The following is a 25,845-nucleotide window of genomic DNA, read 5'->3' as shown; positions in this document are numbered from 1 at the left end:
ACGCATGATTCGATTTTTTCGGAGTTACGTCGAGGTGCGACGAGACCAATTCTGTGTATTTGCGTATTTGCCGACAAACACGCGCTAGGCCCATCTATGCCATTGAGCCAGACAGATGCCAGTGGTGTTTGTAGGGCTTTTCCTACCCTGATTTGTGACGCCCTTGTGAATTAAGTATGAAATTAATTTGACGCCTGCTTTGAATTGAATTCATATTGAATTTCATCAATTCTGCATGCTCAAAACGGTTTGAAATTGCCGCTCCGCTCAGCGGCGGAGCGTTGCCGGCTTTTAGACCGGATCCAGCACATGGATCATTCGGCTGGCCGTCCATTCCTTCGTTTTTGCCCCATAAGCCACCATGTGCGGCGCCACCGCATGTGCCTGAAGATCGGCCACCGATGCCCAGCGCTCCACCACCACGAAGGTATCTGGTCCGAAGCTTCCCTTGGAGGTCGGCATGCCGGCCGCGTCGACCGCGGCGCCGTATTCGATGCAGCCTTTCTCGGCCAGCACGGCCTCGCGGTTGGCCTGGAAGGCTTCGAGCACCTGGGCGCGCAGGCCGGGTTTGGCGGTGATGATGGCGATGACGTGGATCACGGGGCAGTCTCCTTGTGGTTGAAGCGGTCGAATCTACCGCCGTGAACTGCGCTGCGCTGACGCGTTGGCGTCTGCCGGCGCCGGCAGCCACCGGAACGCCAGCGCCCCTGCCGCCAGCAGTGCCGCGATGGTTGCCAGCACTGCGAGAAATGGGTCGGTTTGGTGTGCCGCCGCGGCCGACGCCACCACGCCGGTGAACCATTGCATCACCGCCACGCCGAGGAACATGGCCATGGTGAAAACGGCCATCGCGCGTCCCGTCATGGCCGCGGGATAGGCGGCCTTGACGTCGGCGTACTGCAGCACGATGTAGCCCGAGGCCAGGCCCACCACCACGCAGCCGACCACGTCGAGCGTCGCGCCGGGGTTGAAGGCCATGATGGCGAAGAGCGCGGCCACCCCGAGCGTGAAGCCGACGATCCACTGGCGCCGCACCGCGCCCGGATCCAGGCGCCCGAACAGCATCGGGCCGAACATGCCGACGACCGAGACGATGACCGCCACGTTGCCGCTTTGCACCAGCGAGAAGCCATGCCGCTCGATCAGCAGCGGCCCGAGCCACAGCCCGCGCAGCGTGATGAACGCGGCGTAAGTGACGGTGGCCAGCGCAACGATGCCCAGCGTATGCGGCAGGCGAAACAGCGCACCGTAGCTGCGCAGGGCCGCGAGCGGCGACGGGCGGGCGACGGGCTGGCCAGTGCCGCCGGCACCGTTGGGCAAGGCCGGCTCGCGCACCAGCCACAGGATGGCGAGCCACGACAGTGCGGAGCTGGCGCCCAGCACCCAGAAGCCCGTGCGCCACGATGTGGCCTGGACCAGCCAGGCCAGCGGCGTGCCGGTCAGCAGCATGCCCAGCGAGCCGAGGCCCAGCGTCAGGCCCGACACCGACGCGAAGCGCTCGGCCGGGAATTGCCGTGCGATGAAGACCGTGCAGACCAGGAAGGCCGGCGCGCAGCCGATGCCGATCAGCACCTGGCCGAACACCAGCACCGGAAACCCCGTGGCCAGCGCCGACACCGCGGCACCGAGGATCGCCAGCGGAAAGGCCGCGAGCACCGTGCGCCGCACGCCCTGCAGGTCGATGCCGATGCCCATGAACAGCTGCAGCGCGCCGAAGGCGAAATGGAAGGCGCCCGCGAACAGGCCGAGCGCCTGCGCCGACAGGCCGAACTCCGCCTGCAGCGGTGTCGCCAGGATGGCCGCGATCGTGCGGTAGGCCTGGCTGAGCGTGAATGCGCTGGCCAGCACCGCCAGCATGAGCCAGGACGAACGGGGGCTGTGTCTCATGGTCTTCTTCTTTTTTGCCGGCGCACGGCGCGCGCCAGGCACAGCCTACCGCGGATGCGGCCGGCCGGCGGTGCCGAAGAAGACAGCCGGCAGCCGGCGCCCCGCTTGACGGGGCGCCGTGGGCTCAGCCTGCGGTCGGGACCGCGGCGGCCTGCGCCGGGCGCTCCTCGTGCCCGTCCGGATGGCGCGCAAAGCGCGCCGGGTCGCGGCCGTGCACCGGTGCCGCGTCGGGCCAGGGCCAGCCGCCGAACTGGGTGCGACGGTAGTCCTGCATGGCCTGCGCGATCTCGGTCTGCGTGTTCATCACGAACGGGCCGTACTGCACCACCGGTTCGCCGATCGGGCGGCCCTGCAGCACCAGGAATTCGGCGACCTCGTTGGCGCCGTTGACCAGCTCGACGGGCTGGCCGGCACGCAGTTCGATGGCGGCATGGTCCTGCACGGTCTGCCCGGCCACGGTCACCGATGCGCCCTTGAAGAAGTAGAGCACGCGGCGCGTGCCCGCGCCGGTCGCCGCAGGCAGCGTCCAGCGTGCGCCCGCCTCCATGCGGATCGTCCAGATCGCCAGGTCGGCATCGGGCTGCGCGGCCCAGGAATCGGGGGGTGGTGCGAGCGGTTCGCCCGCCGGGCTCGCGCCGTCCTCGGCCGGCAGCAGCCGGCCGGCGATGCTCGTCACCTCGGTCGTGCGGCCGTCGGCGTCGATGGCGCTCAGGCGCGGGATGTCTTCGTGCCAGAACATCGTGAAATGCGGCGCCACCATCTTGTTGCGCGCCGGCAGGTTCAGCCAGATCTGGAACAGCTCCAGCGGATTGGGCGCGTCCTGCGCCAGCAGCGGGAACATCTCCGAATGCACGATGCCCTGGCCGGCGGTGAGCCACTGCACGTCGCCGCCACCGAAGCGGGCCGCGGCGCCGAGCGAGTCGGAATGGTCGATCAGGCCCTGGCGCACGACCGTCACGGTTTCGAAGCCGCGGTGCGGATGGCCAGGAAAGCCGGGCACGGGCGCGCCGTGGTACATGCTCCAGCCGTCCTTGCGGCTGAAGTCCTGGCCGATCTGGCGGCCAGCGAGCAGCGCGTCGTCCACGCCCATCGCGGGCGTGCCGGCAGGGTAGGCGTCGTCGTGGTAGACGCAGAACAGGAACGGGTCGAGCGTCGCCCACGGGAAACCGAGCGGCTGGATGTTGACGATGGCGGTGTTGGTCATGGCAATGCTTTCATGGGGGTGCCCGACGTCGGTTCAAGCCAGGCGATACGAAGCATATGGGGCAGATGCCGCGTTCCGGAAGGGCGCGCCGGGAGACACAGCGATCCATGAGCAGGACGGTGGCGCGGGTCACGCGCTACAGCCCCACCGGCATCGCCAGGGTTTCCTTGACCTCTTCCATCACGATGTAGCTGTGCGATTCGGCCGCCACCGGCAGCTTCTTGAGAATGTCGCCCAGCAGCCGCCGATACTCGCTCATGCCGCCCAGCCGCGCCTTCACGAGGTAGTCGAAGCTGCCGGAGACCAGGTGGCATTCCTGCACGTCGGGCACGTGCAGCAGCTCCTTGCGCACCTTGTCGAACACCTCGCCGGACTTGGACGCGAGCTTGATCTCCACGAACACCAGCAGCGTCTTGCCCAGCGCCTCGGGCGACAGCCGTGCGTGGTAGCCGGTGATGACGCCTTCGCGCTCCATGCGCTTGACGCGCTCGGAACAGGGCGAGGTCGACAGGCCGATCTGCTCGGCCAGCTCGGTCATGGAAATGCGCCCCTGGCGCTGGAGGATGTCGAGGATGCGACGGTCGGTTCGGTCGAGGTCGGCCATTTCACTTTTCCGGGTGCGAATGCACCAAAAGAACAGCAAGTTTCACTGCAATGCACCAATATTTCAATCGAATTTGCTGGTTCGCAAGCGATAAATTTATGTAAATCCACTTCACTTGGCGGTTTCACCATGAAAGTCATTGTTCTCGGCGGCGGCGTCATCGGCACCAGCACCGCGTACTACCTCGCGCGCTCGGGCGCTGACGTCACGGTGCTCGACCGCCAGGACGGTCCAGCCCTGGAAACCAGCTTCGCCAATGCCGGCCAGGTGTCGCCCGGCTATTCGACGCCCTGGGCCGCGCCCGGCATTCCGCTCAAGGCGGTGAAGTGGATGTTCCAGAAGCACGCACCGCTCGCCATCCGCCTGGACGGCAGCCTGGCACAGCTCCAGTGGATGGCCCAGATGCTGCGCAACTGCTCGCCCGAGCGTTACGCGGTCAACAAGGAACGCATGATGCGCGTGGCCGAATACAGCCGCGCCTGCCTGCAGCAACTGCGCGCCGACACCGGCATCCAGTACGAGCAGCGCACCGGTGGCACGCTGCAGCTGTTCCGCACGCAGGCCCAGCTCGATGCGGTGCAGCGCGACATCGCGGTGCTCCAAGAATGCAATGTGCCCTACGAACTGCTCACCCGCGACCAGCTCGCCCAGGCCGAGCCCGCGCTGGCCCAGGCGCGTGATCGCCTGGCCGGCGGCCTGCGCCTGCCCAAGGACGAGACCGGCGACTGCCACATGTTCACCAACCAGCTCGCCGACATCGCGCGCGGCCTGGGCGTGGACTTCCGCTTCGGCCAGAAGGTCGACGCGCTGGTGACCGAAGGCGGCCGCATCACCGGTGTGCGCACCGGCGGCCAGGTGCTCACCGCCGACCGCTACGTGCTGGCCTTCGGCAGCTATTCGCGCGGCGCGCTGGCGCCGCTGGGCATCGACCTGCCGGTCTATCCGGTCAAGGGCTACTCGCTGACCGTGCCGCTGGTCGACCCGGCGCTCGCACCGCAGTCGACCGTGCTCGACGAAACCTACAAGATCGCCGTCACCCGCTTCAATGACCGCATCCGCGTGGGCGGCATGGCCGAGCTCGGTGGCTACGACCTGCGCCTGGACCCGCGCCGCCGCGCCACGCTCGAACTGGTGGTCAACGACCTGTTCCCCGGCGGCGACGTCTCGCGCGCCACCTTCTGGACCGGCCTGCGTCCGATGACGCCCGACAGCACGCCGATCGTCGGCGCCACGCGCTACCCGAACCTGTTCCTCAACACCGGCCACGGCACGCTGGGCTGGACCATGGCCTGCGGCTCCGGCAAGCTCATTGCCGACCTGGTGACCGGCCAGCGGCCCGAGATCAGCACCGACGGACTGGCGATCGACCGCTACACGCGCGGCGCGGCGTCTGCCGTGGTGCGGCCCGCGACCCACGCCGCGGCCTGAACGCCGTCCGCGCCCATTCCGTACGCACCATGGCCCGCCCGTCCCGCGCCCGCATCGACCTCGGCGCGCTGCGCCACAACTACACACTGGCCCGTCGCCTGCACGGCGGCCGCGCCTTCGCGGTGCTCAAGGCCGATGCCTACGGGCACGGCGCGCTGCGTTGCGCCCAGGCGCTCGCGGGCCTGGCCGACGGCTGGGCCGTCGCCTTCCTCGAAGAAGCGCTGGCGCTGCGGGCGGGCGGCATCGACGGCCCGATCCTCGTGCTCGAAGGCGTGTTCGAGGCGCACGAGCTGCACGACGTGCGTGCCCACGGCCTCTGGACGGTGGTGCACCACGAGGCGCAGCTGCGCATGATCGAAGCCGCGGCGGCGGCAGACGGCGCACCGCCGCTGCAGGTCTGGCTCAAGGCCGATTCCGGCATGGGCCGCGCCGGCTTTGCGCTGCCTGACATGGCCGCCGCACACGCCCGATTGAGTGCCTGCCCGCACGTGGGCGAGATCGTGCTGATGACCCATTTCGCGCGCGCCGACGAGCCCACGGAGGCCGCCACGGCCCGGCAGATTGCCGCCTTCGATGCCGCCACCGCCGGCCTGCCAGGCCTGCGCAGCCTGTGCAATTCGGCAGGCGTGCTCGGCTGGTCGGGCGCCTACCGCGACTGGGCCCGGCCCGGCATCCTGCTCTACGGCGCCGACCCGATGCCCGAACCCGCGGGCGGCCTGCGTCCGGTCATGACGCTGGAGAGCCAGGTCTTCGCCGAACGTACGCTGCAGCCCGGCGAGCCACTGGGTTACGGCGCCCGCTTCGTCGCCGACCGGCCGACCCGCGTCGGGCTGGTCGCCATCGGCTATGCCGACGGTTATCCGCGCATTGCACCCAACGGCACGCCCGTCGCCGTCGACGGCCGGCTGGCGCGGCTGGTCGGCCGCGTGTCGATGGACATGCTCACGGTCGATCTCACGGACCTGCCCGGCACGGGCATCGGCAGCCGCGTCGAGCTGTGGGGCGCGCAGGTCGACGTGAACACGGTCGCGCGCGCGGTCGGCACGCTCTCGTACGAGCTGCTGTGCAACGTGAAGCGCGTGCCGCGGGTCTACGAGGACTGAGAGAGCGGCGAGAGCGGTGCCGCAGCGCAAGCGTCTGCCCGCTGAGCGGGTGTGGGGGCGCCGGCCACCGGCTCGACGGTGAGCCACGGCCAGCGCTGCTGGTAGTCGCCGGCCTTCGCGTGGAACAGGTGCGGCACCGGATGACGCGGATTCATGCGAAGCCGCCCCGCATACAGGTCGGCCAGGCCGTCAGGCGCGTAGAGTGCCCCGCTGGCCACCTCGATGCCCACGCAGGTGCAAGCGACCAGGTAACGGTCGATGCCGTCGCGCGCATTTGAAAGTGTCGGGTAGGCGATGCCGAAGCGCTGCGCGTACCAGAGATGCACCCGCGCCTGGTTCTTGACCTCCACGCACACGCCCAGGTCGCGGGTGAGCGCGTGCACGCGCCGGATGACGGCATCCTCCGCCTCCCAGGACAGATCCTGGTCGTCGAAATAGAAGACGTCGTAGTCCTTGACCCGGTGAGCCGGCGGGTGACCCGACAGGCTGTTCCACACCGCCTGGAACAGGCAGCCGGCCGTCAGGTGGCATTGCGGCAAGGCCAGCGACGGCAGGCGGTCGAGCAGTTGCGCATTGACCGGGTTCCCCCGCGCGCGCTCGATGAAGTCCGCCGCGCAAGGCGGCCGTGCGGTCAAGTCGAGCCGGTCGGGGCTTTCGAGGGCGATGGTCATGGACAAGGCGGTACGTGGCAAACGATCCTAACGTGCGATGCTCGCCGTCTTGCCAACCACCTGTCGTCGACGCTCCCATGAAACTCCATTTTTCCGCCGGTTCCCCCTTCGTGCGCAAATGCATGGTCGTGGCCCATGAACTGGGCATTGCCGATCGCTTCGAACTGCTGCCCGCTGCGGCGCATCCGGTAAAGCGCGACGCCCGCATCATCGAAAGCAACCCGCTCGGCCAGGTGCCCACGCTGACCTGCGACGACGGCACGGTGCTCTACGACAGCCGCGTCATCTGCGAGTACCTCGACGCCGAATTCGGCGGCGCGCTGTTCCCCGCCGCGGGCCCCGCGCGCTGGCGCTGCCTCACGGAAGTGGCGCTGGCCGACGGCATGACCGGCGCCGCGCTGCTCGCCCGCTACGAGACCGCCGCGCGCCCCGCGCCCACGCAATGGCCCGACTGGATCGACGGCCAGCTCGCCAAGGTCCACAGCGGCATCGCCTGGCTCGACCACGCCGCGCCCGGCTTCGGCGATCGCGTGGACATCGGCACCATCGCCTTCGGTTGCGCGCTCGGCTATGTGGACTTCCGCTTTCCGCAGGTCGACTGGCGCGCCGCTTCGCCGGCCACCGCGCAGTGGTTCGCCCGCTTCAGCGAACGGCCGTCGATGCAGCAGACGGTGCCCAAGGGCTGAAGCCACGCGCCGCGGCGCGGCTTAGCCGCCGGTGGCCACCGGTGCAGCGCCGCTGCCCGAGGCCTGATCCGTCGCATCTCGCCATCCCCCGCCCAGCACCTTGTAGAGCGTGAGCCGGTTGGTCTGTTCGACCAACTGCAGGCTGATGAGGGACTGCTGGACCGTGTAGAGCGAGCGTTGCGCGTCGAGCACGTCGAGGTAGGCCGCGCCGCCGTTCTTGAACAGGGCATCGGAGAGCTCGAAGGCGCGTGTGGTCGCTGCCACCAGCGACTGCTGCGCGGCCAGGCGCTCGCCCAGGGTGCGGCGCGCGGCGAGCGCGTCGGCCACTTCGCGGAAAGCGACCTGCAGCGTCTTCTCGTAGGTGGCCAGCTGGATCTGCTGCTGTGTCTCGGCCACGCCCAGGTTGGCGCGGTTGAGCCCGCCTTCGAAGATCGGCAGGCTGATCGAAGGCGCGAAGCTCCAGGCCGCGCTGCCGTCCTTGAACAGCCCCGACAGGCTGCTGCTGGCCGTGCCGGCCGACCCGGTCAGCGAGATGCGCGGAAAGAACGCCGCACGCGCGGCGCCGATGTTGGCGTTGCTCGCGCGCAGCGTGTGCTCGGCGGCCAGCACGTCGGGGCGTTGCTGCAGGATGGACGAGGGCAGCTCGTCCGGCGGGGGCAGCAGCTGTGCGGCCGGCGCCTTGGCGATCTCGGTGATCGGCGGGGGCAGCAGGGCGGGCGGCACCGCATTGCCGACCAGCAGGGTCAGCGCATTGCGGCTTTGCTCGACCTGGCTGTCGAACGCCGCCGCGTCGGCGCGGGCGGTGTCGACCGTCGTCTGCGCCTGTGCCAGCGCCAGGCCCGACTGCGCGCCCAGCGCATGGCTGCGCTGGATCAGGTCGTAGGACTTCTGCCGGCTCGCCAGCGTGTCGCGCGCGAGTTGCAGGCGCTGCTGGTCGGTGGCCAGCACCAGCCATGCCGTGGCGACCTCCGCGACCAGGCTGATCTGCGTGCCCCGCTGCGCATCCTCGGTGGCGAAATAGCTCTCGAGCGCGGCGTCGCCCAGGTTGCGAACACGCCCGAAGAGGTCGAGTTCGTAGCTGGTCAGGCCCAGGTTCACGTTGTACTGGGTCGCCAGCCGTGCCGTGCCGCTGGCCGAGATGCTGCCCGGCGTGCGTGAACGGCTGCCGCTCGCGCCCAGGCTGACCGACGGAAATGCAGCCGCCCGCGCAATGCCGTACTGCGCGCGTGCCCGCTCGATGTTGAGCGCTGCCACGCGCGCGTCGCGGTTGTTTTCGAGCGCGAGCGCGACCACGCCGCGCAGCCGTTCGTCGACGAAGAATTCACGCCAGCCGAGGTCGCGTGCGGCGGGTGCGGTCGAGGGGGCACCGGGTGCAGCCGGCGCCGGCGCCGACGTCCATGCCTGCGGCACCGGCGCGGTCGGCTGGACGTAGGGCGGCGCCAGGTTGATGCAACCCGTCAGCAGGACGACTGGAAGCGCAAGGCCGAGGCCGAGAGCGCCGCGGCGCAGCGGAGTGGGGCGGCGCGTCATCAGTGGCTCCCTTGCTCGATGGCCTGTGGCAGCCGGGCCGGCGGCTGCCGGCGCTGGCGGCGGCGCTCCATGAAACTGCTGATCAACACGAAGAACAGCGGCACGAAGAAAATGCCCAGCGCGGTGCCGACCACCATGCCGCCCAGCACCGCGGTGCCGATCGACTGACGACCGCCCGCACCGGCGCCCGTGCCGATGGCCAGCGGCAGCACGCCGAAGCCGAAGGCCAGCGAGGTCATCAAGATGGGCCGCAGCCGCAGTCGCACGGCTTCGAGCGTGGCGTCGATCACGCTCTTGCCCTGCTCGTGCAACTGCTTGGCGAACTCGACGATCAGGATCGCGTTCTTCGACGACAGGCCCACGGTGGTGAGCAGGCCGACCTGGAAGTACACGTCGTTGCTCAGCCCGCGCGTCCAGGTGAACAGCAGCGCGCCCACGATGCCCAGCGGCACCACCAGAATCACCGAGAACGGCACCGACCAGCTCTCGTACAGCGCCGCCAGGCAGAGAAACACGAAGAGGATGGAGATCGCATAGAGCATCGGCGCCTGCGCACCCGACAGGCGTTCCTGGAAGGAGGCCCCGGTCCATTCGTAGCCGATGCCCTGCGGCATCTGCTTCATCACCTGCTCGACCGCCAGCATGGCGGCACCCGAACTGACGCCGGCCGCCGCGTCGCCCACGAACTCGTAGCTCGGGCTGCCGTTGTAGCGGATGAGCTGCGGCGAGCCGTAGCTCCAGCGCGTGCTGGAGAAGGCGCCGAAGGGCACCATCTGGCCGAGCGTGTTGCGCACGCTCCAGCGGCCGATGTCGGCGGGCAGCATGCGAAACGCGGTGTCGCCCTGCATGTAGACGCGCTTGACGCGGCCGTTGTTCAGGAAGTCATTCACGTAGGTGCCGCCCATCGCGGTCGACAGCGTGCTGTCGATGGCGGTGGTGGTCAGGCTCAGCGCGCCGGCTTTGGCGTCGTCGATGTCGACGGCGAACTCCGGCGTGTCTTCCAGGTTGTTGCTGCGCACGTTCACCATTTCCGGGCGTGCGGCCAAGAGCTGCAACGCCTGGTCGCGCGCCTTGAGCAGCGCGTCATGGCCGAGCGCATTGAGGTCTTTCAGGAAGAAGTTGAAGCCCGCGTTGGCGCCCAGGCCGCGCACGGCAGGCGGCAGCACCACGAACACGCGCGCATCGCGGATGGCCGCGAGGTCTTTGCTGGCGCGCCGCGCAATGGCCCCCGCGGCGCTGTCCTTGCCGGTGCGCTCGCTCCAGTCCTTGAGCTTGACGAAGGCGCGTGCCGAGCTCTGGTCGCCGTTCTGGCCCGTGAGCAGGTTGATCGCCACCACTTCGGGCTGCTTGAGGAAATAGTCCTGCACCTGCTGGAGCACCGGCTGCAGCCGGGCGTTCGACGAGCCGGGCGGCAGCGTGATCTGCACCTGCACGAAGCCCTGGTCCTCGTCCGGCAGGAACGAGGTGGGCAGCCGCATGAACATGAAGACCATCACCGCGCACAGGCCGGCGTACACCAGCAGGCTGCGCTTGCTGCGCCGCACGATGCCGCCGACGATGCCGGTGTAGCGGTCGGCACTGCGATCGAAGCGCTTGTTGAAGCCGGCGAAGAAGCGGTCGACGTAGCCCAGCGGGCCCCTGCGCGGTGCGCCGTGCGGCGAGTGCGCGCCCTTGGCGACCGGCTTGAGCAGCGTGGCGCACAGCGCCGGCGTGAGCGTGAGCGCCACCAGCACCGACAGCACCATGGCCGAGACGATGGTGATGGAGAACTGCCGGTAGATCACGCCGGTCGAGCCGCCGAAGAAGGCCATCGGGATGAACACGGCCGACAGCACCAGCGCAATGCCCACCAGCGCGGGCGTGATTTCGGCCATCGATTTCTTCGTGGCCTCCTTGGGCGGCAGGCCCTCTTCGCTCATCACGCGCTCGACGTTCTCGACCACCACGATGGCGTCGTCCACCAGCAGGCCGATGGCCAGCACCATGCCGAACATCGTCAGCGTGTTGATGGAGTAGCCGAACACCGACAGCACGCCGAAGGTGCCCAGCAGCACCACCGGCACCGCAATCGCGGGGATCAGCGTGGCGCGGAAGTTCTGCAGGAAGATGTACATCACCAGCACGACCAGCAGCATGGCCTCGGCCAGCGCCTTGACCACCTCGTCGATGGAGGCGCTCACGAACGGCGTGGTGTCGTAGCTGACGAAGGTTTCGAGCTGGTTCGGGAAAAACGGCTGGAGTTCGGCGACCTTCGCATTCACCGCCGCGGCCACCTGCACGGCATTGGCGCCGTCGGCCAGCACCACGCCCAGGCCTGCGCCGGGTTTGCCGTTGAGCACCGAGCGCACCGTGAGGTTCTCCGCGCCCAGCTCGATGCGGGCCACGTCGCGCAGCCGCACGACCGCGCCATCGGGCGTGGCGCGCAGCACCACGGCACCGAACTGCTCGACCGTCTTGAGCTTGCTGCGCGCGGTGATGGTCGCATTGAGCTGCTGGTCACCGGTGGCGGGCAGGGCGCCCAGCTGGCCGGCCGACACCTGCGCGTTCTGGGCCTGCAGCGCCGTGTTCACGTCCGAGGGCATCAGCGCGTACTTGCGCAGCTTGTCCGGGTCGAGCCAGATGCGCATGGCATAGCCGGTGCCCAGCGTCTGCACCTCGCCCACGCCGTCGATGCGGCTGATCACGTCGACCAGGTTGCTGGTGATGTAGTCGCCCACGTCCACCGCCTCGGCGCTGCCGTCGCCGGAGTACATCGACACGATCATCAGGTAGTCGTTGCCGCCCTTGACCACGAACACGCCGCGGGTCTGCACCTGCTGGGGCAGCCGCGCCATGGCCGGCTGCAGCTTGTTCTGCACCTGCATCTGCGCCACGTCGATGTTGGTGCCCGGGCTGAAGGTCAGCTGGATGCGCGAGATGCCCGACGAATTGCTGGTGCCCTGGATGTAGAGCAGGTTGTCCAGCCCGGTGAGCTGCTGCTCGATCACCTGGGTGACCGAGTCTTCCACCGTCTTGGCCGAAGCGCCGGTGTAGGTCGAGACGATGGACACGCGCGGCGGCGCGATGTCCGGGTACTGCTCGAGCGGCAGCGTGCGGATGGCCATCAGGCCCGCGAGCATGACGACGATGGACAGGACCCACGCGAAGATGGGCCGGTCGATGAAGAACTGTGCCATGGCGGGGCGACCTCAGCGCACGGCCGGCGTGGCGGGCGCACCCGACGCGGCGATGCCGGTCTGGCCCGCACTGGCCACGTTGGCCCCCGGCACGACCTTGGCGGCGGGCTGCACTTCGGTGGCCCGGACCAGGTCGCCCACGCGGGCGCGCTGCGAGCCTTCGACCATCACGCGGTCGCCCACCGCCAGACCGGCAAGCACTTGCCAGCGGTTGCCCACCGCCCGGCCGACCGTGATCGTGCGCTTGGCGACCTTGTCGTCCGCGCCGATCACCAGGGCCGAGGCGCTGCCGTCGGGCGCGCGCGTGACGGCCTGTTGCGGCACCAGCAGCGCGGCCTCGTCCACGCCCTCCTGCAGCAGGGCGCGCACATACATGCCCGGCATCAGCAGCCGGTCGGGGTTGGGCAGCACGGCGCGCAGCGTGATGCTGCCGGTGCCCGCATCGACCGTCACGCCGCTGAACGTCAGCCGCCCCTCGTGCGGGTAGGCCGTGCCGTCCTCGAGCATCACCTTGATGCGCGCCGCCTCAGCGCCCGCGCGCTGCAGCCGTCCGCTGGCGAGTTCGCGCTTCAGGCGCAGCACCTCGCTGCTCGACTGGGTGACGTGCACGTGCACCGGGTCCAGCTGCTGCACGGTGGTCAGCGCCGTGGTCTGGCTGGCCGTGACCAGCGCACCCGGCGTGACGTTGGAGAGTTCGACCCAGCCGGTGATCGGCGAGGTGATGCGCGTGTAGCCCAGGTTGATGCGTGCGGTCTGCTCGGCCGCGCGCGCCACGGCCAGGTCGGCTTCGGCCTGTTGGGCGGTCGCCTGCGTGGTTTCGTTGGCCTGCTGGCTGATGGCGTCGATCTTCACCAGTTCGGCATTGCGTCGCGCCATGGTGCGCGCGGTGTCCAGGGTCGACTGCGCCCGGCGCACGCTGGCCTGTGCGCTGGCGTAGGTCGCCTGGAAAGGCGCCGGATCCAGCTGGTAGAGCACCTGGCCGGCGCGGACCTGCGAGCCCTCTTCGAACAGGCGCTTCTGCACGATGCCGCCGACCTGCGGCCGGATTTCCGCGATGACCGGGGCGACCGTGCGGCCCGAAAGTTCCGTCACGAAGGTCGCGCGTTCACTCTTGAGCGTGACGACGCCGACCTCCTTGGGCGGTGGCGCCGCCTTCGCCTGCCCCGCTTGGCCGTTGCCCTCGGTGCGTGAGCACCCGGCTGCCAGCAGCAGCAAGCCGGCCACCAGCCCCAGGGTGCGGGCGGTGCGCTGCGCAGTGAATCGGAAAGACGGTTGCGGGCGGCAAAAGTGGTTGGGCATGAGCGCAGGAAGGTCGGAAAACACGAAAGGCGACGACGGGAGCAGCGTGGATGTTCGTCGTTCTGACTGCTCCCTGACTTCATGCAAGCGCAATGCCAATCAAAGCGAAAGGTGAAATCAGCCCTTTACATTCTCACCCGTCTCCAAGACGCTTTCTTTGCGGTTTTCCCTGCGCGCCGCCGGCGGTCTCAGCGCCCGACGCGGGCCAGGAAGGCCAGCACGTCCTCGATCAGGCGTTCCTTGTGCGAGGCGAACACGCCGTGCGGCGCGCCGTCGTACTCGATCAGCGTCGCCTGGGAAATGCCGCGGGCTGCCGCACGGCCGGCCGTGTCGATCGGCACCGTCTTGTCGTCCGTGCCATGGATCACCAGCGTGGGCACCTGGAAGGCGTCCAGGTCGCCCCGGAAGTCGGTGGTGGCGAAGGCATTGGCGGCGGCCAGCGTCGGATGCAGGCCCGCCTGCATGGTCATCTGGCGCGACCACTCGATCACCTGCTCGCTCACGGGCCGGTCGATCAGGCCGATGCCATAGAAGTCCTTGAAGAAGCCGGCGAAGAACTTGGCGCGGTCTTCGGTCATGCCCTGCGTCATCTCGTCGAAGGTGGCTTGCGGCACGCCCTTGGGGTTGTCCTCGGTCTGCAGCATGTAGGGCACCACCGAGGAGATCAGCACGGCCTGGCTCACGCCCTCGCCGCGGTGCCGGGACATGTAGCGTGCGACCTCGCCGCCGCCCATCGAAAAGCCGACCAGCGCGGCGTTCTGCGCGCCGACGGCTTTCATGACGCAGGCCAGGTCGTCGGCGAAGGTGTCGTAGTCGTAGCCGGTCCATGGCTGGTCGGAGCGGCCGAAGCCGCGGCGGTCGTAGGCGATGGCGCGCATGCCGGCCTTGGCAATCGCGAGCGACAGGTCGTCGAAGCTGTCGGCGGTCAGCGGCCAACCGTGCATCAGGAAGACCGGGCGGCCCTCGCCCCAGGTCTTGTAATAGAGCTGCGTGCCGTCGGCGGTGGTGGTGTAGGCCATGTGTATTGCTTTCGTTGCGTGGTGGAGTCGATGAATGGCATCCAATCTCGACGCTCCACGTGCACGGGAAAGGCAGCACGCGAGCCGTCCTCATGTCGGTCAATGCTGATCGGGCGTTTCACTGGGGGACGTGTGAGGCGCAGTGCGCTTGTTCTGGCACACGCCTTGCTATAGTTGTACAACTCCCGATTGTCGATTGTTCGACAATCCAAACAAGCTCTCTTGACATGACCGCTGCCCCGTTCGTTCTCCAGATTCAGGCGCTGCACAAGCGCTTCGGCAAGCAGCCCGTGCTGCGCGGCATCGACCTCGACGTTGCGCCGGGCGACCGGATTGCGATCGTCGGCGCCAGCGGCTCGGGCAAGAGCACGCTGTTGCGCTGCCTCAATTTCATGGAAACGCCCTCGTCCGGCCGCGTGCTGCTTCAGGGCAAGCCCGTGGGCACGCCCGGGCCGGAGGGCGCCCTGCGGTACGGCCAGGTGGAGCTGAGCGAAGTTCGCAAGCGGGTTGGCATGGTGTTCCAGCAGTTCAACCTGTTCCCCCACATGACCGTGCTGCAGAACGTCATGGAAGGGTTGCTGACCGTCAAGCGCGAGCCCTCCGACGCGGCCCGTGCGCGCGCGTTGCGCGAGCTGACCCAGGTCGGGCTGGCCGAGAAGGCCGACGCCTACCCTTTGCACCTTTCGGGCGGCCAGCAGCAGCGCGTGGCGATTGCGCGCGCGCTGGCCATGGAGCCCGCGGTGCTGCTGCTCGACGAGCCCACGTCGTCGCTCGACCCGGAGCTGGTGGGCGAGGTGCTGGGCACCATCCTGCAACTCGCCAGCCAGGGCCGCACGATGCTGCTGGTGACGCACGAGCTCGGCTTTGCGTACCACTTCGCCACCAAGGTCGTGTTCCTCGCGGACGGCCTGCTGCACGAATGCGGCACGCCCGACGAGGTGCTCAAGCATCCCAAGAAGGAGCGCACCCAGCGCTTCATCGAGCGCTTTACCGCTTTCCATTTCTAGCCCCTTCAGGCCCCCAGGACCCCCATGCCAGCCCAAGCCGACAGCGCCCTTTCCAAAATCTCCAAGACCAGTTCCCAGGCCTACACCCCCGACGACCGCAACGACGCGGTGCTCGTCTACGTCAACGGCAACTTCGTGCCGCGCCACCAGGCGACGGTGTCGGTGTTCGATGCCGGCTATGTCTGCGGCGACGGCGTGTGGGAAGGCGTGCGGCTGGTCGACGGCCGCATCGTGTCCTTCGACGCGCACATCGACCGCCTGTGGGAAGGCGCCCAGTCGATCTCGCTCGACATCGGTATGACCAAGGACCAGATCAAGAAGGTCGTGATCGACACCTTCCTGCGCAACGGCATGCGTGACGGCGCCCACGCGCGGCTGATGGTCACCCGCGGCGTGAAGAAGACGCCCAACCAGGACCCGCGCTTCATCATCGGCAGCGCCACCATCGTGTGCGTGGCCGAGCACAAGGTCGTCACGCCCGAAGCCAAGCAGAAGGGGCTGAAGCTCTTCACCTCGACCTTCCGCTGCAGCGGGCCCGACGTGTTCGACCTGCGGCTCAACTCGCACAGCCGGCTCAACTTCATCCAGGCGCTGATCCAGGCGATCCAGGCCGGCGCCGACGAGGCGCTGATGCTCGACCCGAACGGCTTCGTCGCCAGCTGCAACTCGACCAACTTCTTCATCGTGCGCAACGGCGCGCTGTGGACCTCGTCGGGCCGCTACTGCTTCAACGGCATCACCCGCGCCACCATCGCGCGGCTGGCGCGCGAGGCGGGCATTCCGGTGTTCGAAGGCGACTTCACGCTGGCCGAGGTGTACGCCGCCGACGAGGCCTTCGTCACCGGCACGCTGGCCGGCATCACGCCGGTGCAGGCGGTCGACGGGCGCGCGCTGGTGCCGGGCGGGCCGCTTACGCAGCGGCTCGACGCGCTGTACCGCGCCTACATCGCGAGCGCCACCGAAGCGCACGGCATGCTGCCGGCCGCTCTCTGATTCCCCACTTCTTTTTCACTCACCCTCAACCCGCCACCGGAAACCCCATGAACGCCCACACCTCGTTCCTGCGCCGTGCCCTCACCGTCACGCTCGCCACCGCCCTGTCGCTCGGCAGCCTTGCCGCGTTCGCGCAGACCCTGCAGAAGGTCAAGTCGGCCGGCGAGCTGCGCATCGGCGTGGCGCCCGGCGACCCGTGGTACTACCGCGATCCGGTCGCCGACAAATGGACCGGCCTGGGTGTGCTGCTCGGCGAGCAGGTCGCCAAGGAGATGGGCGTGAAGATGACGCCGGTCGAGACCACCTGGGGCAACAGCGTGGCCGCGCTGCAGTCGGGCCAGATCGACGCGATGTTCGTGCTCGACGCCACCGAGGAGCGCAAGAAGGCGCTCGACTTTCCGGCCAACCCGCTGCTCTGGTACGCGCAAGGCGTGCTCACCAAGGACGGCCTGGTCGCCAAGAACTGGGCCGACCTCGACAAGCCCGAGGTGCGCATCGGCGTGGCCCTGGGCACCGCCACCGACCGCGACCTGACCGTGCGCCTGCCCAAGGCCAAGATCGAGCGCTTCACCAACACCGACGAAACCGTGGCCGCCTTCATGTCGGGCCGCGTCGACGCCATCGGCTTCTATCACCCGGCGCTGGTCATCGCGTACTCGAAGATCCGCAAGGGCAAGGTGGTGGTGCCGCAACCGGTCGTCGCGCTGTCGACCAGCGTGGGCATTCGCCGCGAAGCCGACACGGCCTTCCGTGACCAGCTCAACACCATCATCGGCAAGCTCTACACCTCGGGCCAGACGCAGGCGCTGTACGCGCAGTACCTCAAGACCAAGGGCGTGGACCCGGCGACCGTGCCCGGTGTCATGAAGGAAACGCTCGGCCAATAGGCCGGGCCAGGAGCAACCAGCATGTCGGGGCAGCGCACATGAACTATGAATGGGACTTCAGTGGCGTCTGGGCGCACCGCGACATGCTGGCGGCAGGCTTTGTCGGAACGATGAAGATCGCCGCGGTGGCGATTGCGCTGGGCATCGTCTTTGGTGCGGTGCTGGCCGCGTTGCGGCTGTCGGGGCGGGCCTGGCTGGCGCGGCCCGCGCTGTGGGTGATCGAGTTCTACCGAAACACGCCGCCACTGGTGCACTTCTTCTGGGCGTTCTTTGCGCTGCCGGTGCTCATCGGCGTGAGCCTGGACCCGTACGCGGCGGCCGTCATTGCGCTGTCGACGCAGTCGGGCGCCTTCTATGCCGAGGTGTTCCGCGGCGGGCTGGTGTCCATCGAGCGCGGGCAGTGGGAGGCGGCGCGTGCCATCGGCATGCTGCCGGCCCAGGCGCTGCGCCGCGTGGTGCTGCCCCAGGCCGTGGCGCGCATGCTGCCGCCGTTCATCGAACGCTCGTTCGAACTGGTCAAGACCACCGCGCTTGCGTCCACGCTGGCCTACTCGGACCTGCTGTACCAGGCGATGCAGGTCAACTCCATGACCTTCCGGCCACTGGAGGTCTACACCGTCGTGGCCGCCATCTTCTTCCTCACGCTGCTGGTGCTGAGCATCGGCGCACGCGCGCTCGAACATCGGCTGGGCGCGCACACCCGCCCGCAAGGAGCCTGACGCGCCATGGACTTCAACTGGGATTTCTCGGCCGTGCTGCAGAACTGGCCCGTGCTGCTCAAGGGCGTGGGCGTGACGGCCGGCCTGTGGGCCGTGGCGTTTCCGGCGGCGATGGTCGTCGGGCTGGCGATCGCGCTGGCCGCGCGTGCGCGCAACGTCGTGCTCGTGGGCGCGGCGCGGGTGTACATGGAGCTGTTTCGCAACATCCCCATCCTCATCCAGCTGGTGTGGTTTTTCTACGCGTTTCCGATCGTCACCGGCGTGCAGCTGAGCCCCTACCTGGCCGCGCTGCTGGCGCTCACGCTCAACGCGTCGGCCTACTGCTCGGAGATCTACCGGGGCGGCATTGCCTCGCTGCCGCGCGGCCAGTGGGAAGGCGCGCGCGCCCTGGGCATGCGCCGCGCGCAGGTGCTGCGCCGGGTGGTGCTGCCGCAGGTCTTCAAACGCATGTTGCCGGCCTTCACCAACCGGGGCATCGAGCTGGCGAAGAACACCTCCATCGCCTCGGTGATCGCGGTGCACGAGCTCATGTACCAGGGGCGCGCGCTGAGTGCGGCGTTCTACCGGCCGCTCGAAATCCTCACGGCGGTGGCTGTGGTTTACTTCGTGCTGATCTACCCCGGCACCTACGCGGCAGGGCGCATCGAGAAGCGCCTGGCCGCGCGCGGCCATTGAAGACGAACCGAGTCGCCTCGTGACCAAGACCCTCCCCGACTTCGCCCCCGCACCGTCCGCGACCCGGCGCGACTACGTCGCCCAGACGCTGCGCACGGCCATCCTCACCGGCAAGATCGCGCCCGGCACGCAGTTGGTGGAGAGCCACTTCGCCACCCAGTTCGGCGTCAGCCGCGGCCTGCTGCGCGAAGCCATCCGCGAGCTGATCGAAACCGGCCTGGTCGTCAACCGCCCCTACGCCGGTACCTACGTCGCCGACATCGACGAAAACACGATGAGCGACGTGTACGAGGTGCGCCGCATCATGGAAAAGCAGGCCTTCATCCGCCTCTGGCCGCAACGCGACGCCGCCTTCTGCACCGAGATGACCGCCCGCTACGAAGCCCTGGCCGACGCCGCCGCCCACCGCGACCTCAACCGCGAAAGCGCCGCCGAAGCGCACTTCCACGGCCTGGTCTACGAGCGCTGCGGCAACCACCTGCTGCTCGACGTGTGGCGCCAGATGACCCAGAAGATCCAGCTCGGCTTCGCCGTGTGCCGCCTGACGCACACGCCCAAGCCGGACTATGCGGAGAACCACCAGCTGTTTTTGAAGCTAGCGACCGGGGATGATTTGAATGCGATGCTGGAGGAGCTGGATGCGCATTTGTTGCGGGGGTTGGGGACGATAAGGGGGGCGTTGCGCAGGACGGCGGCGCGGGGTTAGTCGGACCTGCGGAAGTGTGAGAGGACGAGTGGTCGCTGGCTCTCGGTAGACGGCTTAAGACTGATCTGCGACATTCGCGGCGGGAAGCCTGAACAGCGGCAAGTACCAATACTGGCCGTTGAAGTTCAGCCGACCTAGCTGACAGCGTCACGCTCAGCACCGGTCGCTGGACCGTAGCGGACCAGGCAAGGCGCGTAGAGTGGCTACCTCCGCGCGCAATTACGGGCTTAAAGCTACCCGTTGCTGGCATATACCCTCCCGAACTCTGTGTCGAAGAAGTAGCCTCTTGCGATGCGCTGGATCGGCTATACACATATTCAACATCTGGCGTGCCTAATATTCATCAAGCAACGTCGGCAATGAGCGGCACACGCCGATAGGGTACAGCCATGCAATGGATCGACGAAACGGGCCTTAAGGCCTGGGCTACTTTATTGAACGCCCGCGAGATGGCGATGGCCATGCTCGCGGATCTCATCCGTATGACCATCGACGATGCGTCGGTCTTTCGCTTCCCTAGCGGTGAGGTCAGCCAGCTGCGTGGCTGGGATGGTGACCTGAAAACGAACGAGGCCAAGGGCTTCGTGCCGGCGGAAAAGTCGAAGTGGGAGTTCGGCACTGGCCCTGGCGCGCCGAAGGCGACAGCTGACTACAAGAAACGGACGAGTCAAACTTCAGCTGAAGAGATGGCAGAGAACACCTTAGTGCTGGTGAATCTCGGCCCTTGGAACACGAGGGACAAGAAGATCCCGGAATGGGAAGACGATCGTCGTCGGGAAGGCAAATGGAAGGACGTCAAGTACATCGACGGCGTTCAGCTTGTGCAATGGCTCAAAGACCATCCGGCCGTTGCTGCCCGCTACGCCCGTAATGTCCTCAAGAGTGCTCCCCAGGACGGAGCCTTGAGCACCGACGAGTACTGGGACGAATTCAGCACTCAGTTCAATCCGCAGCTCAGCGAGAAGCTTGTCATCGCCGATCGCCAGCAAGAGGCTGACGCGTTGATTGCCAAACTTCAAGGAAAGCCCGAGTCCTTCATGCTTGGCGCTGAGACTTCCGAGGAAGTTATCGCATTCGCGGTCGCGGCGATCCGTAGCGCGGAGCCTGCCGTACGCGAGTCTCTGGAGTCCAGAACACTGATCGTGCGCACCGAAGCGGCGGCCCGTTTTTTGGCGATGCGCACCAAGATGGTCTTCATTGCTACAGGCGCTGCCGAATCACTGGCGGGGCGGCTCGGCAGGAAATGCCCCACACTGTCAGCCGCGACTGGCGCCCAGGCTAAACGCAGCCCGATGCTGAACCGGCCGACCGCCACGGGCATGGTGCCTGGCTTCATGGAGATGGGCCTTGACCACGGACAGGGCTACGAGCTGGCGCATCGATGCGGGCGCAGTCTGACCATCCTGAAACGGCTCATCAGGAACGCTCCCGTTGCTGACCCCGTCTGGGTGGGCCAGGCCACCGCGCTGAAGCCTGCGCTTCTCGCCGGAGGTTGGTCCAGCGATCTCCCCGCCGACTGCGAGGTGCTGAAGGAGCTGGGGGGGCACGCCACCTATGGTGCCCTTGAGGCGATCCTCATGCCGACGCTGGCCTTGCCTGATCGCCCTGTTGACCGAGAGGCCGACGTCTGGCAGGTACGTGCACCCGTGGACGCCTTCTACTTCTACGGCCGCCAACTCACGGATGAAGATCTGACGCGGCTGAGTGACGCCATCGTTAAGGTCTTCGGCAAACAGGCCGAACAGCCGTCCCGAGACCAAAAATACAATCCGGCCAATGCAGCCGGATCCGACCACAGTCGGTGGCTGCGCGATGGCCTCGCGTTGACGCTGCTTATCATCGCCTCAATGCACAAGGTGGCAGACCTGCACGTCAAGGGAAAGTCGCCGCAACAGTACGTCGACGACGTGATCAAGGCGCTGCCCGAATGGGGCAAATCGCACCATTCAATCGTGCGTCTTGGCGACCAGACTGCGCTGCTCGCAGAGGCCGCACCTAACCCTTTTTTGACGGCCCTCGAGTCTATGCTCGAGGGCGCCCCTGAACAGGTCGCACAGATTTTCGAGTCGGAGCGCGATCGACTCTTCGGCCCATCGAGCCCGCATGTGCACTTCCTCTGGGCACTGGAAGCGATTGCGTGGGACCCGCGCTACCTGACCCGCGCCGTGGTGGTGCTTGCCAAGCTTGGCCAGTTGGATCCGGAGCCGGATTCGAACCACGTCAACCGGCCGATCAACAGCCTGCGCGACATCTTGCTGGGCTGGTCACCCAACACGTACGGATTGCTGCCACAACGCATCGCGAGCCTAGACGCTGTGCTAGTGGCGCGCCCCGACGTTGGCTGGCAGTTGCTCAAGAAGCTTCTGCCTCGCCACATGGACTCGGCCTCCCCCACGCAGCATCCCAAGCTGCGTGACCTGGCGCCGGAAGTGCCGGAGGAAATTACCTTCGGCGTAGTGTGGGACTTTGAAACCGCCGTCGTTGACCGTACGCTTGTTGCTGCCGGCGTTGACGAAAGCCGTTTGGGTGTCTTCGTCGAGAAGATGGGGCAACTGCGGCCGCTCAATCGGGCGAAGGTGCTCGCCCGCATCGACAGCTACCTCGCCGCTCACCAAGCGGCTGAGGGCAACCCGATCTGGCATGCCCTCAAAGACGAGTCGGCTCGCAATGAGTACTTCAGCGACTCGGACTGGGCATTGACTGGCGACGAGCTCGCCGCTGTGAAGAATCTGGTCGAGCGCTATCGTCCTAGCGACCCCATGGTGTCCGACCGCCATGCGTTCGATGACTGGACGCCGCACGTCGGCAAGTACATCCCGGGTGGTGAAGTGATCGATGATGCCGACAACGTGCGTAAGGGGGTCCTCCAGCGCGTGCTGGCTCGAGATGGCGTGCCGGGCATTTTGAAGCTTGCCAAGATGGTTAAGTTGCCGGGCCTTCTTGGCCAAACCTTGGGTCAGATTCCGTTCACCCTCGATCAGATGTTTGAGTTGATGAAGGGCGCCCTGGACTCGGCCGCGCCGCCGGACCTTACGTACTACGTCTCGGCATTTGGTTTCGACAAGTTCGGAGACCGCTGGAAGGATGCTTTCGAAGACCGCGTTCTGGCCCATGTTTCGGACAGCACCGCAAAGGCCAGGCTCTTGCTAGGGTGGCCTTCAAATCGATCGACGTGGGCCTATGTCGAAGGCCTAGGCAGCCAGGTGCAGGAACAATATTGGCGTCACCAGGGTCTGCTGCCTTCCGAAGGCTCCATCGATGAGTTCCTGTTTGCGATTGACCAGTTCCGAGGCGTGGGGCGGGACATCGACGTCTTGGGCTTGATCCACAGGCGCAGCAAGGACGTACCATCGAACCTGCTGGTGGAATTGCTCGTCAAGAGTGCTGGCCAATTGGGCAGCAGCATCAAGCGCATGGGGAACATGCTTTCCTACTACGTCGGGCAGGCGTTGAAGGAATTGCGGGGACGCAGCGATGTTGAGAGGCGGCAGGTCGCGCTGTTGGAATACGCCTACTTTCCACTCTTGCGCTTCGAGAGCGATCCGCTGACCATCTATGACCTGTTGGCATCTGACCCTGAGATGTTCGTCGATGTGCTGTCTCACGTCTTCAGGGGCAAGAACACGCCAGATGACCAAGTCATCACTTCCGAGATGAAGGCGCGGGCAAATACCTCGTACGACGTGTTGTCGGCGTTCAAGAAGGTGCCTGGCCTACGGGAAGGAAAGATCGACTCGCGAGAGCTCTCCGAATGGGTGACGAAGGCTCGAACCCTGACCGCCGCCAAAGGCCTTGATGACATCGGAGACCAGCGCATCGGCTTCGTCCTGGCTCATGCGCCTCAAGATCCCGACGTACCCTTCTGGCCTCCTTCCGCGGTGTGCCAGGTGATCGAAATGGTCGCGTCCGAACAGGTCGAACGCGGGTTTGCCATCGAATGTTTTAACAAGCGTGGCGTCTTTGGCAGGGGCGTCAACGAAGGTGGCGGGCAGGAGCGCCAGCTTGCCGAACGCTACAAGGGCTGGGCTGAGGCGACTATGAAGCACCCTCGAACGTCCGCGACGTTGATGGCGATTTCTGAAGATTGGAGCCGTAGTGCTGAGCGTGCGGACGTCGAGGCTGAACAAAGTAAGTTGAAGATTTAGGCCGTCTGAAAGCAGACTTTCCAGTATGTCCGCTGAGTGCCGTCGGCTGGCGTTCCATGGAATCTAAACACTGGCGGCTATTCCTGCGTAGCCGCCCTTGAGGTATGCCCGCTCCAGACTGGTTGCGGTCAGTCGTGCGGTCCGCTGAATGTCTGCTGTGCGCCGAGATCGAGCCCATCCGGCAGAGCGTCGATCCGTCTTTCTACCGTGCCACTACTGACCCTGAGGCATCGCAGAGACTGGTTGCTCGGCGACGGGCATGAGCTCCACCATCTTGTCGTAGTGCTCCTTGTCGTTCAGCTCGATATAGCCAAGGACGGTTCGCATGATGGCCGGAGTCTCTGACAAAAGGGATGCATCGCCCTCACTGTCATCCATTCGATCTTTGTGCGAGTGAGCATTCAGGAATCGAACGATGCGTGCATGCGTGGCGACATCGCCTTTTAGCTTGCGAACAGTCTGGCGAAGCTCACCCCCGCCCGGCACACGAAAGGCTAAGAACCCTTCTACAAGCCGCCTTGCAATGTTGGGCATGCCATACATCTCTTCCAGGTTCGCCTCACCCTCGATTTTTGAAGCTTCCACTACCTTAGAAAACAAGTAGTGGTACTCTGACTCGTGTTTGTGCAGCAGCGGGTCGAGTGCGGTCAGCCTTGATGTTCGATCAACTCCCTCCCCTTTGCTTCGCAGCATGTAGAACTGGGCAAATTTGGATTCCTCTGGCACGTAAACCTTGTTGCGCAGCGCCTTTGAGCCGCCCTCATGGTTAAACCAGTTCTTGACCAGGCGAAAGAACGAAAAATTGTGCGTAAGGACAATGAGCTGCTCAACACCCACAGTGTGCTCTTGCATGTAGCCAAACGCGCAGTAGAGCGAATTTTGATCGAGGCTAGAGACCGGATCATCGATAACGACGACCCCTTTCCTCCGCTCGAAGGATTCATCAGTGAGAGAGTTCAAAAAATAAACGAAAGCGATGGCTGTGCGCTCACCTTCGCTCAGATGCAAGGCCGGCTCGCCATTTCGACGAATGAGGTAGCCGGTGTCCTTAAACTCGAACGTCAACTCTTTGCGCCCTAGGTACTCAGTCATCTGTGCCGTGAGTTGCGCGGCGGCTGGCCGATGGTCCTTGATGGATGCCGCCAGAGCGCTGACATCGATCTTGAGCTTGTCGAGCAGAGCACCCTTGCTGACGCACGTGGTCTCAGCCTCGTCAACAGCATTCTCCAGCTGACGCCAGTCGGGTAACGCTTTTAGCACCTCATCCGCTTCGAGGGCAGCACGTGCAGCGCTCGCCTCGGCCTGAAAGTTGGCGCTCAACTTGTTGTGTTCTGAAATGTGCTTGGTGATCTCAAAAATCGCTGCGACATTCGTGTAGGCCGTTTCCATATGAGCCTCAAGAAGGCGGTCGCTCCACACCTCATCGCTTTCATCATCCTGTTCTGAGTGGAACTCGTTTGACTGGATGTTCACTGCTGCAAACGGTGAATTTAACTTCGCTCGAATGAGGCGGAGTAGCCGCCTCAAATACGACGCCATCAGCGTTCCAAAGGCTTCGACCTGCTCGATATGCAACTTATACTGCCATCTCAGGTGTGGATATAGCAGTTCAGCAACCGGGATAGAAGCCGTCAATTGCCTCAGTGCTTCGATGAAGCTTCGAGCTTCTGAACGCAGCGTCATCAGCTCGTGCTGCAGTTTTTCAACCCTGTCGTTGAAATGGTTACGCAGAGAGGCAATGCGACCATGGGGCATTGGGCTCTCGCAAAAACGACACGTGGTGGCGTCGTCGCCGTGAATACCCAACCCGTGCTGCACCCAAGAGGCAAGTTCAGTGTTATCTACCAAGCTAGCAAGGGCTTGCGCAATGACATTCTGCTGAACTTTGTCCAACACACGGGAAGTGAAATCAGTAAGGTCAAAAGAAGGGAAGTCGAGCGGCCCGATGGGCGCCATAAGAGTCGAGTGCATCGTACTTTCATACGTTTCCCGTTGTTCCTGAGTCAGCGCTACTGAGCTGGCCCCTTGAATGACAGGACACGGTCTATCGCTTATCTTTGAAGATAGGAGTAGGACTGTGAATACGACTAGGAATACGGATACCGT

Annotated in this window: 20 protein-coding genes; 10 read left to right on the top strand and 10 right to left on the bottom strand. The window is 66.0% G+C overall.

All coding sequences use genetic code 11. The features are described 5' to 3' along the window. Positions 1-291: 291 nt before the first annotated feature. The 4 genes from J2W36_RS26090 to J2W36_RS26075 form a co-directional block, all read right to left on the bottom strand. Positions 292-600, bottom strand: coding sequence for a putative quinol monooxygenase (locus tag J2W36_RS26090; RefSeq protein WP_307692707.1), 309 nt, complete (start codon positions 598-600; stop codon positions 292-294). A 33-nt stretch (positions 601-633) separates the two neighbouring features. Next, positions 634-1,887 carry an MFS transporter gene (locus tag J2W36_RS26085; RefSeq protein WP_307692706.1) on the bottom strand — a complete coding sequence of 418 codons (1,254 nt, stop codon included), beginning with the start codon at positions 1,885-1,887 and terminating at the stop codon, positions 634-636. A gap of 124 nt (positions 1,888-2,011) precedes the next feature. Continuing rightward, positions 2,012-3,091, bottom strand: coding sequence for a pirin family protein (locus tag J2W36_RS26080; protein ID WP_307692705.1), 1,080 nt, complete (start codon positions 3,089-3,091; stop codon positions 2,012-2,014). Between the two features lie 136 nt (positions 3,092-3,227). Continuing rightward, complete coding sequence (locus J2W36_RS26075; protein ID WP_307692704.1) at positions 3,228-3,695, bottom strand: winged helix-turn-helix transcriptional regulator; 468 nt, start codon at positions 3,693-3,695, stop codon at positions 3,228-3,230. A 129-nt stretch (positions 3,696-3,824) separates the two neighbouring features. On the opposite strand from J2W36_RS26075, the gene J2W36_RS26070 reads away from it, so the two are divergent. Continuing rightward, positions 3,825-5,123: a D-amino acid dehydrogenase gene (locus J2W36_RS26070; protein WP_307692703.1), complete on the top strand. Its 1,299-nt coding sequence runs from the start codon at positions 3,825-3,827 to the stop codon at positions 5,121-5,123. Positions 5,124-5,152: 29 nt separating this feature from the next. Further along, positions 5,153-6,226 carry an alanine racemase gene (gene alr, locus J2W36_RS26065; protein ID WP_307692702.1) on the top strand — a complete coding sequence of 358 codons (1,074 nt, stop codon included), beginning with the start codon at positions 5,153-5,155 and terminating at the stop codon, positions 6,224-6,226. Here alr and J2W36_RS26060 read toward each other — a convergent pair. Next, positions 6,214-6,897 carry a nucleotidyltransferase family protein gene (locus J2W36_RS26060; protein ID WP_307692701.1) on the bottom strand — a complete coding sequence of 228 codons (684 nt, stop codon included), beginning with the start codon at positions 6,895-6,897 and terminating at the stop codon, positions 6,214-6,216. The two genes, alr and J2W36_RS26060, sit on opposite strands and share 13 nt — an antisense overlap. Before the next feature lie 77 nt (positions 6,898-6,974). On the opposite strand from J2W36_RS26060, the gene J2W36_RS26055 reads away from it, so the two are divergent. Then, on the top strand, positions 6,975-7,583 hold the full coding sequence (locus J2W36_RS26055) for a glutathione S-transferase family protein (protein ID WP_307692700.1): 609 nt from the start codon (positions 6,975-6,977) through the stop codon (positions 7,581-7,583). A gap of 21 nt (positions 7,584-7,604) precedes the next feature. Here J2W36_RS26055 and J2W36_RS26050 read toward each other — a convergent pair whose 3' ends face one another. The 4 genes from J2W36_RS26050 to J2W36_RS26035 all read right to left on the bottom strand — a co-directional run bounded on the left by J2W36_RS26050 (position 7,605) and on the right by J2W36_RS26035 (position 14,607). Beyond that, positions 7,605-9,113: an efflux transporter outer membrane subunit gene (locus J2W36_RS26050; RefSeq protein ID WP_307692699.1), complete on the bottom strand. Its 1,509-nt coding sequence runs from the start codon at positions 9,111-9,113 to the stop codon at positions 7,605-7,607. Then, entirely contained in the window at positions 9,113-12,289 is a 3,177-nt protein-coding gene (locus J2W36_RS26045) for an efflux RND transporter permease subunit (protein WP_307692698.1), read from the bottom strand. The genes J2W36_RS26050 and J2W36_RS26045 overlap by 1 nt, the downstream gene beginning before the upstream one ends. A 12-nt stretch (positions 12,290-12,301) precedes the next feature. Further along, on the bottom strand, positions 12,302-13,588 hold the full coding sequence (locus tag J2W36_RS26040) for an efflux RND transporter periplasmic adaptor subunit (RefSeq protein ID WP_307692697.1): 1,287 nt from the start codon (positions 13,586-13,588) through the stop codon (positions 12,302-12,304). Between the two features lie 188 nt (positions 13,589-13,776). Beyond that, on the bottom strand, positions 13,777-14,607 hold the full coding sequence (locus J2W36_RS26035) for an alpha/beta fold hydrolase (protein WP_307692696.1): 831 nt from the start codon (positions 14,605-14,607) through the stop codon (positions 13,777-13,779). A gap of 227 nt (positions 14,608-14,834) precedes the next feature. Between J2W36_RS26035 and J2W36_RS26030 the strand changes: the two genes are divergently transcribed. The 7 genes from J2W36_RS26030 to J2W36_RS26000 all read left to right on the top strand — a co-directional run bounded on the left by J2W36_RS26030 (position 14,835) and on the right by J2W36_RS26000 (position 23,739). Beyond that, entirely contained in the window at positions 14,835-15,614 is a 780-nt protein-coding gene (locus tag J2W36_RS26030; protein WP_307692694.1) for an amino acid ABC transporter ATP-binding protein, read from the top strand. 24 nt (positions 15,615-15,638) lie between these two features. Next, the gene (locus tag J2W36_RS26025; RefSeq protein ID WP_307692693.1) at positions 15,639-16,607 is read left to right on the top strand and encodes an aminotransferase class IV; all 969 of its coding nucleotides are present in this window, start codon (positions 15,639-15,641) and stop codon (positions 16,605-16,607) included. A gap of 47 nt (positions 16,608-16,654) precedes the next feature. Continuing rightward, the gene (locus tag J2W36_RS26020) at positions 16,655-17,494 is read left to right on the top strand and encodes a transporter substrate-binding domain-containing protein (RefSeq protein WP_307692692.1); all 840 of its coding nucleotides are present in this window, start codon (positions 16,655-16,657) and stop codon (positions 17,492-17,494) included. Positions 17,495-17,532: 38 nt separating this feature from the next. Then, positions 17,533-18,213 carry an amino acid ABC transporter permease gene (locus tag J2W36_RS26015; protein ID WP_307692691.1) on the top strand — a complete coding sequence of 227 codons (681 nt, stop codon included), beginning with the start codon at positions 17,533-17,535 and terminating at the stop codon, positions 18,211-18,213. A 6-nt stretch (positions 18,214-18,219) separates the two neighbouring features. Further along, positions 18,220-18,888 (top strand): amino acid ABC transporter permease, encoded by a 669-nt coding sequence (locus J2W36_RS26010; RefSeq protein WP_307692690.1) that lies wholly within the window; start codon positions 18,220-18,222, stop codon positions 18,886-18,888. A gap of 19 nt (positions 18,889-18,907) precedes the next feature. Further along, positions 18,908-19,594, top strand: a complete 687-nt coding sequence (locus tag J2W36_RS26005; RefSeq protein ID WP_307692689.1) for a GntR family transcriptional regulator — start codon at positions 18,908-18,910, stop codon at positions 19,592-19,594. A gap of 389 nt (positions 19,595-19,983) precedes the next feature. Continuing rightward, a complete protein-coding gene (locus J2W36_RS26000; RefSeq protein ID WP_307692688.1) occupies positions 19,984-23,739 on the top strand; it encodes a hypothetical protein in 3,756 nt (1,251 codons plus the stop codon). A gap of 213 nt (positions 23,740-23,952) precedes the next feature. Here the strand turns inward: J2W36_RS26000 and J2W36_RS25995 are convergent, their stop codons facing one another. Then, positions 23,953-25,746 carry an AAA family ATPase gene (locus tag J2W36_RS25995; RefSeq protein ID WP_307692708.1) on the bottom strand — a complete coding sequence of 598 codons (1,794 nt, stop codon included), beginning with the start codon at positions 25,744-25,746 and terminating at the stop codon, positions 23,953-23,955. Between the last annotated feature and the right edge of the window lie 99 nt (positions 25,747-25,845).

Origin of the sequence: Variovorax ginsengisoli, from assembly GCF_030811835.1 — a bacterium.
GTDB classification, from domain to species: domain Bacteria; phylum Pseudomonadota; class Gammaproteobacteria; order Burkholderiales; family Burkholderiaceae_C; genus Variovorax; species Variovorax ginsengisoli_C.
Note: the sequence above shows the minus strand (reverse complement) of the source record. Positions and strands in the feature narration are given on the sequence as shown.

Bases quoted from the DNA above. Each gene is read 5' to 3' on its own strand.
- J2W36_RS26085 (WP_307692706.1), bottom strand. From the start codon at position 1,887: ATGAGACACAGCCCCCGTTCGTCCTGGCTCATGCTGGCGGTGCTGGCC.
- J2W36_RS26080 (WP_307692705.1), bottom strand. From the start codon at position 3,091: ATGACCAACACCGCCATCGTCAACATCCAGCCGCTCGGTTTCCCGTGG.
- J2W36_RS26075 (WP_307692704.1), bottom strand. From the start codon at position 3,695: ATGGCCGACCTCGACCGAACCGACCGTCGCATCCTCGACATCCTCCAG.
- J2W36_RS26070 (WP_307692703.1), top strand. From the start codon at position 3,825: ATGAAAGTCATTGTTCTCGGCGGCGGCGTCATCGGCACCAGCACCGCG.
- alr (WP_307692702.1), top strand. From the start codon at position 5,153: ATGGCCCGCCCGTCCCGCGCCCGCATCGACCTCGGCGCGCTGCGCCAC.
- J2W36_RS26060 (WP_307692701.1), bottom strand. From the start codon at position 6,897: ATGACCATCGCCCTCGAAAGCCCCGACCGGCTCGACTTGACCGCACGG.
- J2W36_RS26055 (WP_307692700.1), top strand. From the start codon at position 6,975: ATGAAACTCCATTTTTCCGCCGGTTCCCCCTTCGTGCGCAAATGCATG.
- J2W36_RS26050 (WP_307692699.1), bottom strand. From the start codon at position 9,113: ATGACGCGCCGCCCCACTCCGCTGCGCCGCGGCGCTCTCGGCCTCGGC.
- J2W36_RS26045 (WP_307692698.1), bottom strand. From the start codon at position 12,289: ATGGCACAGTTCTTCATCGACCGGCCCATCTTCGCGTGGGTCCTGTCC.
- J2W36_RS26040 (WP_307692697.1), bottom strand. From the start codon at position 13,588: ATGCCCAACCACTTTTGCCGCCCGCAACCGTCTTTCCGATTCACTGCG.
- J2W36_RS26035 (WP_307692696.1), bottom strand. From the start codon at position 14,607: ATGGCCTACACCACCACCGCCGACGGCACGCAGCTCTATTACAAGACC.
- J2W36_RS26030 (WP_307692694.1), top strand. From the start codon at position 14,835: ATGACCGCTGCCCCGTTCGTTCTCCAGATTCAGGCGCTGCACAAGCGC.
- J2W36_RS26025 (WP_307692693.1), top strand. From the start codon at position 15,639: ATGCCAGCCCAAGCCGACAGCGCCCTTTCCAAAATCTCCAAGACCAGT.
- J2W36_RS26020 (WP_307692692.1), top strand. From the start codon at position 16,655: ATGAACGCCCACACCTCGTTCCTGCGCCGTGCCCTCACCGTCACGCTC.
- J2W36_RS26015 (WP_307692691.1), top strand. From the start codon at position 17,533: ATGAACTATGAATGGGACTTCAGTGGCGTCTGGGCGCACCGCGACATG.
- J2W36_RS26010 (WP_307692690.1), top strand. From the start codon at position 18,220: ATGGACTTCAACTGGGATTTCTCGGCCGTGCTGCAGAACTGGCCCGTG.
- J2W36_RS26000 (WP_307692688.1), top strand. From the start codon at position 19,984: ATGCAATGGATCGACGAAACGGGCCTTAAGGCCTGGGCTACTTTATTG.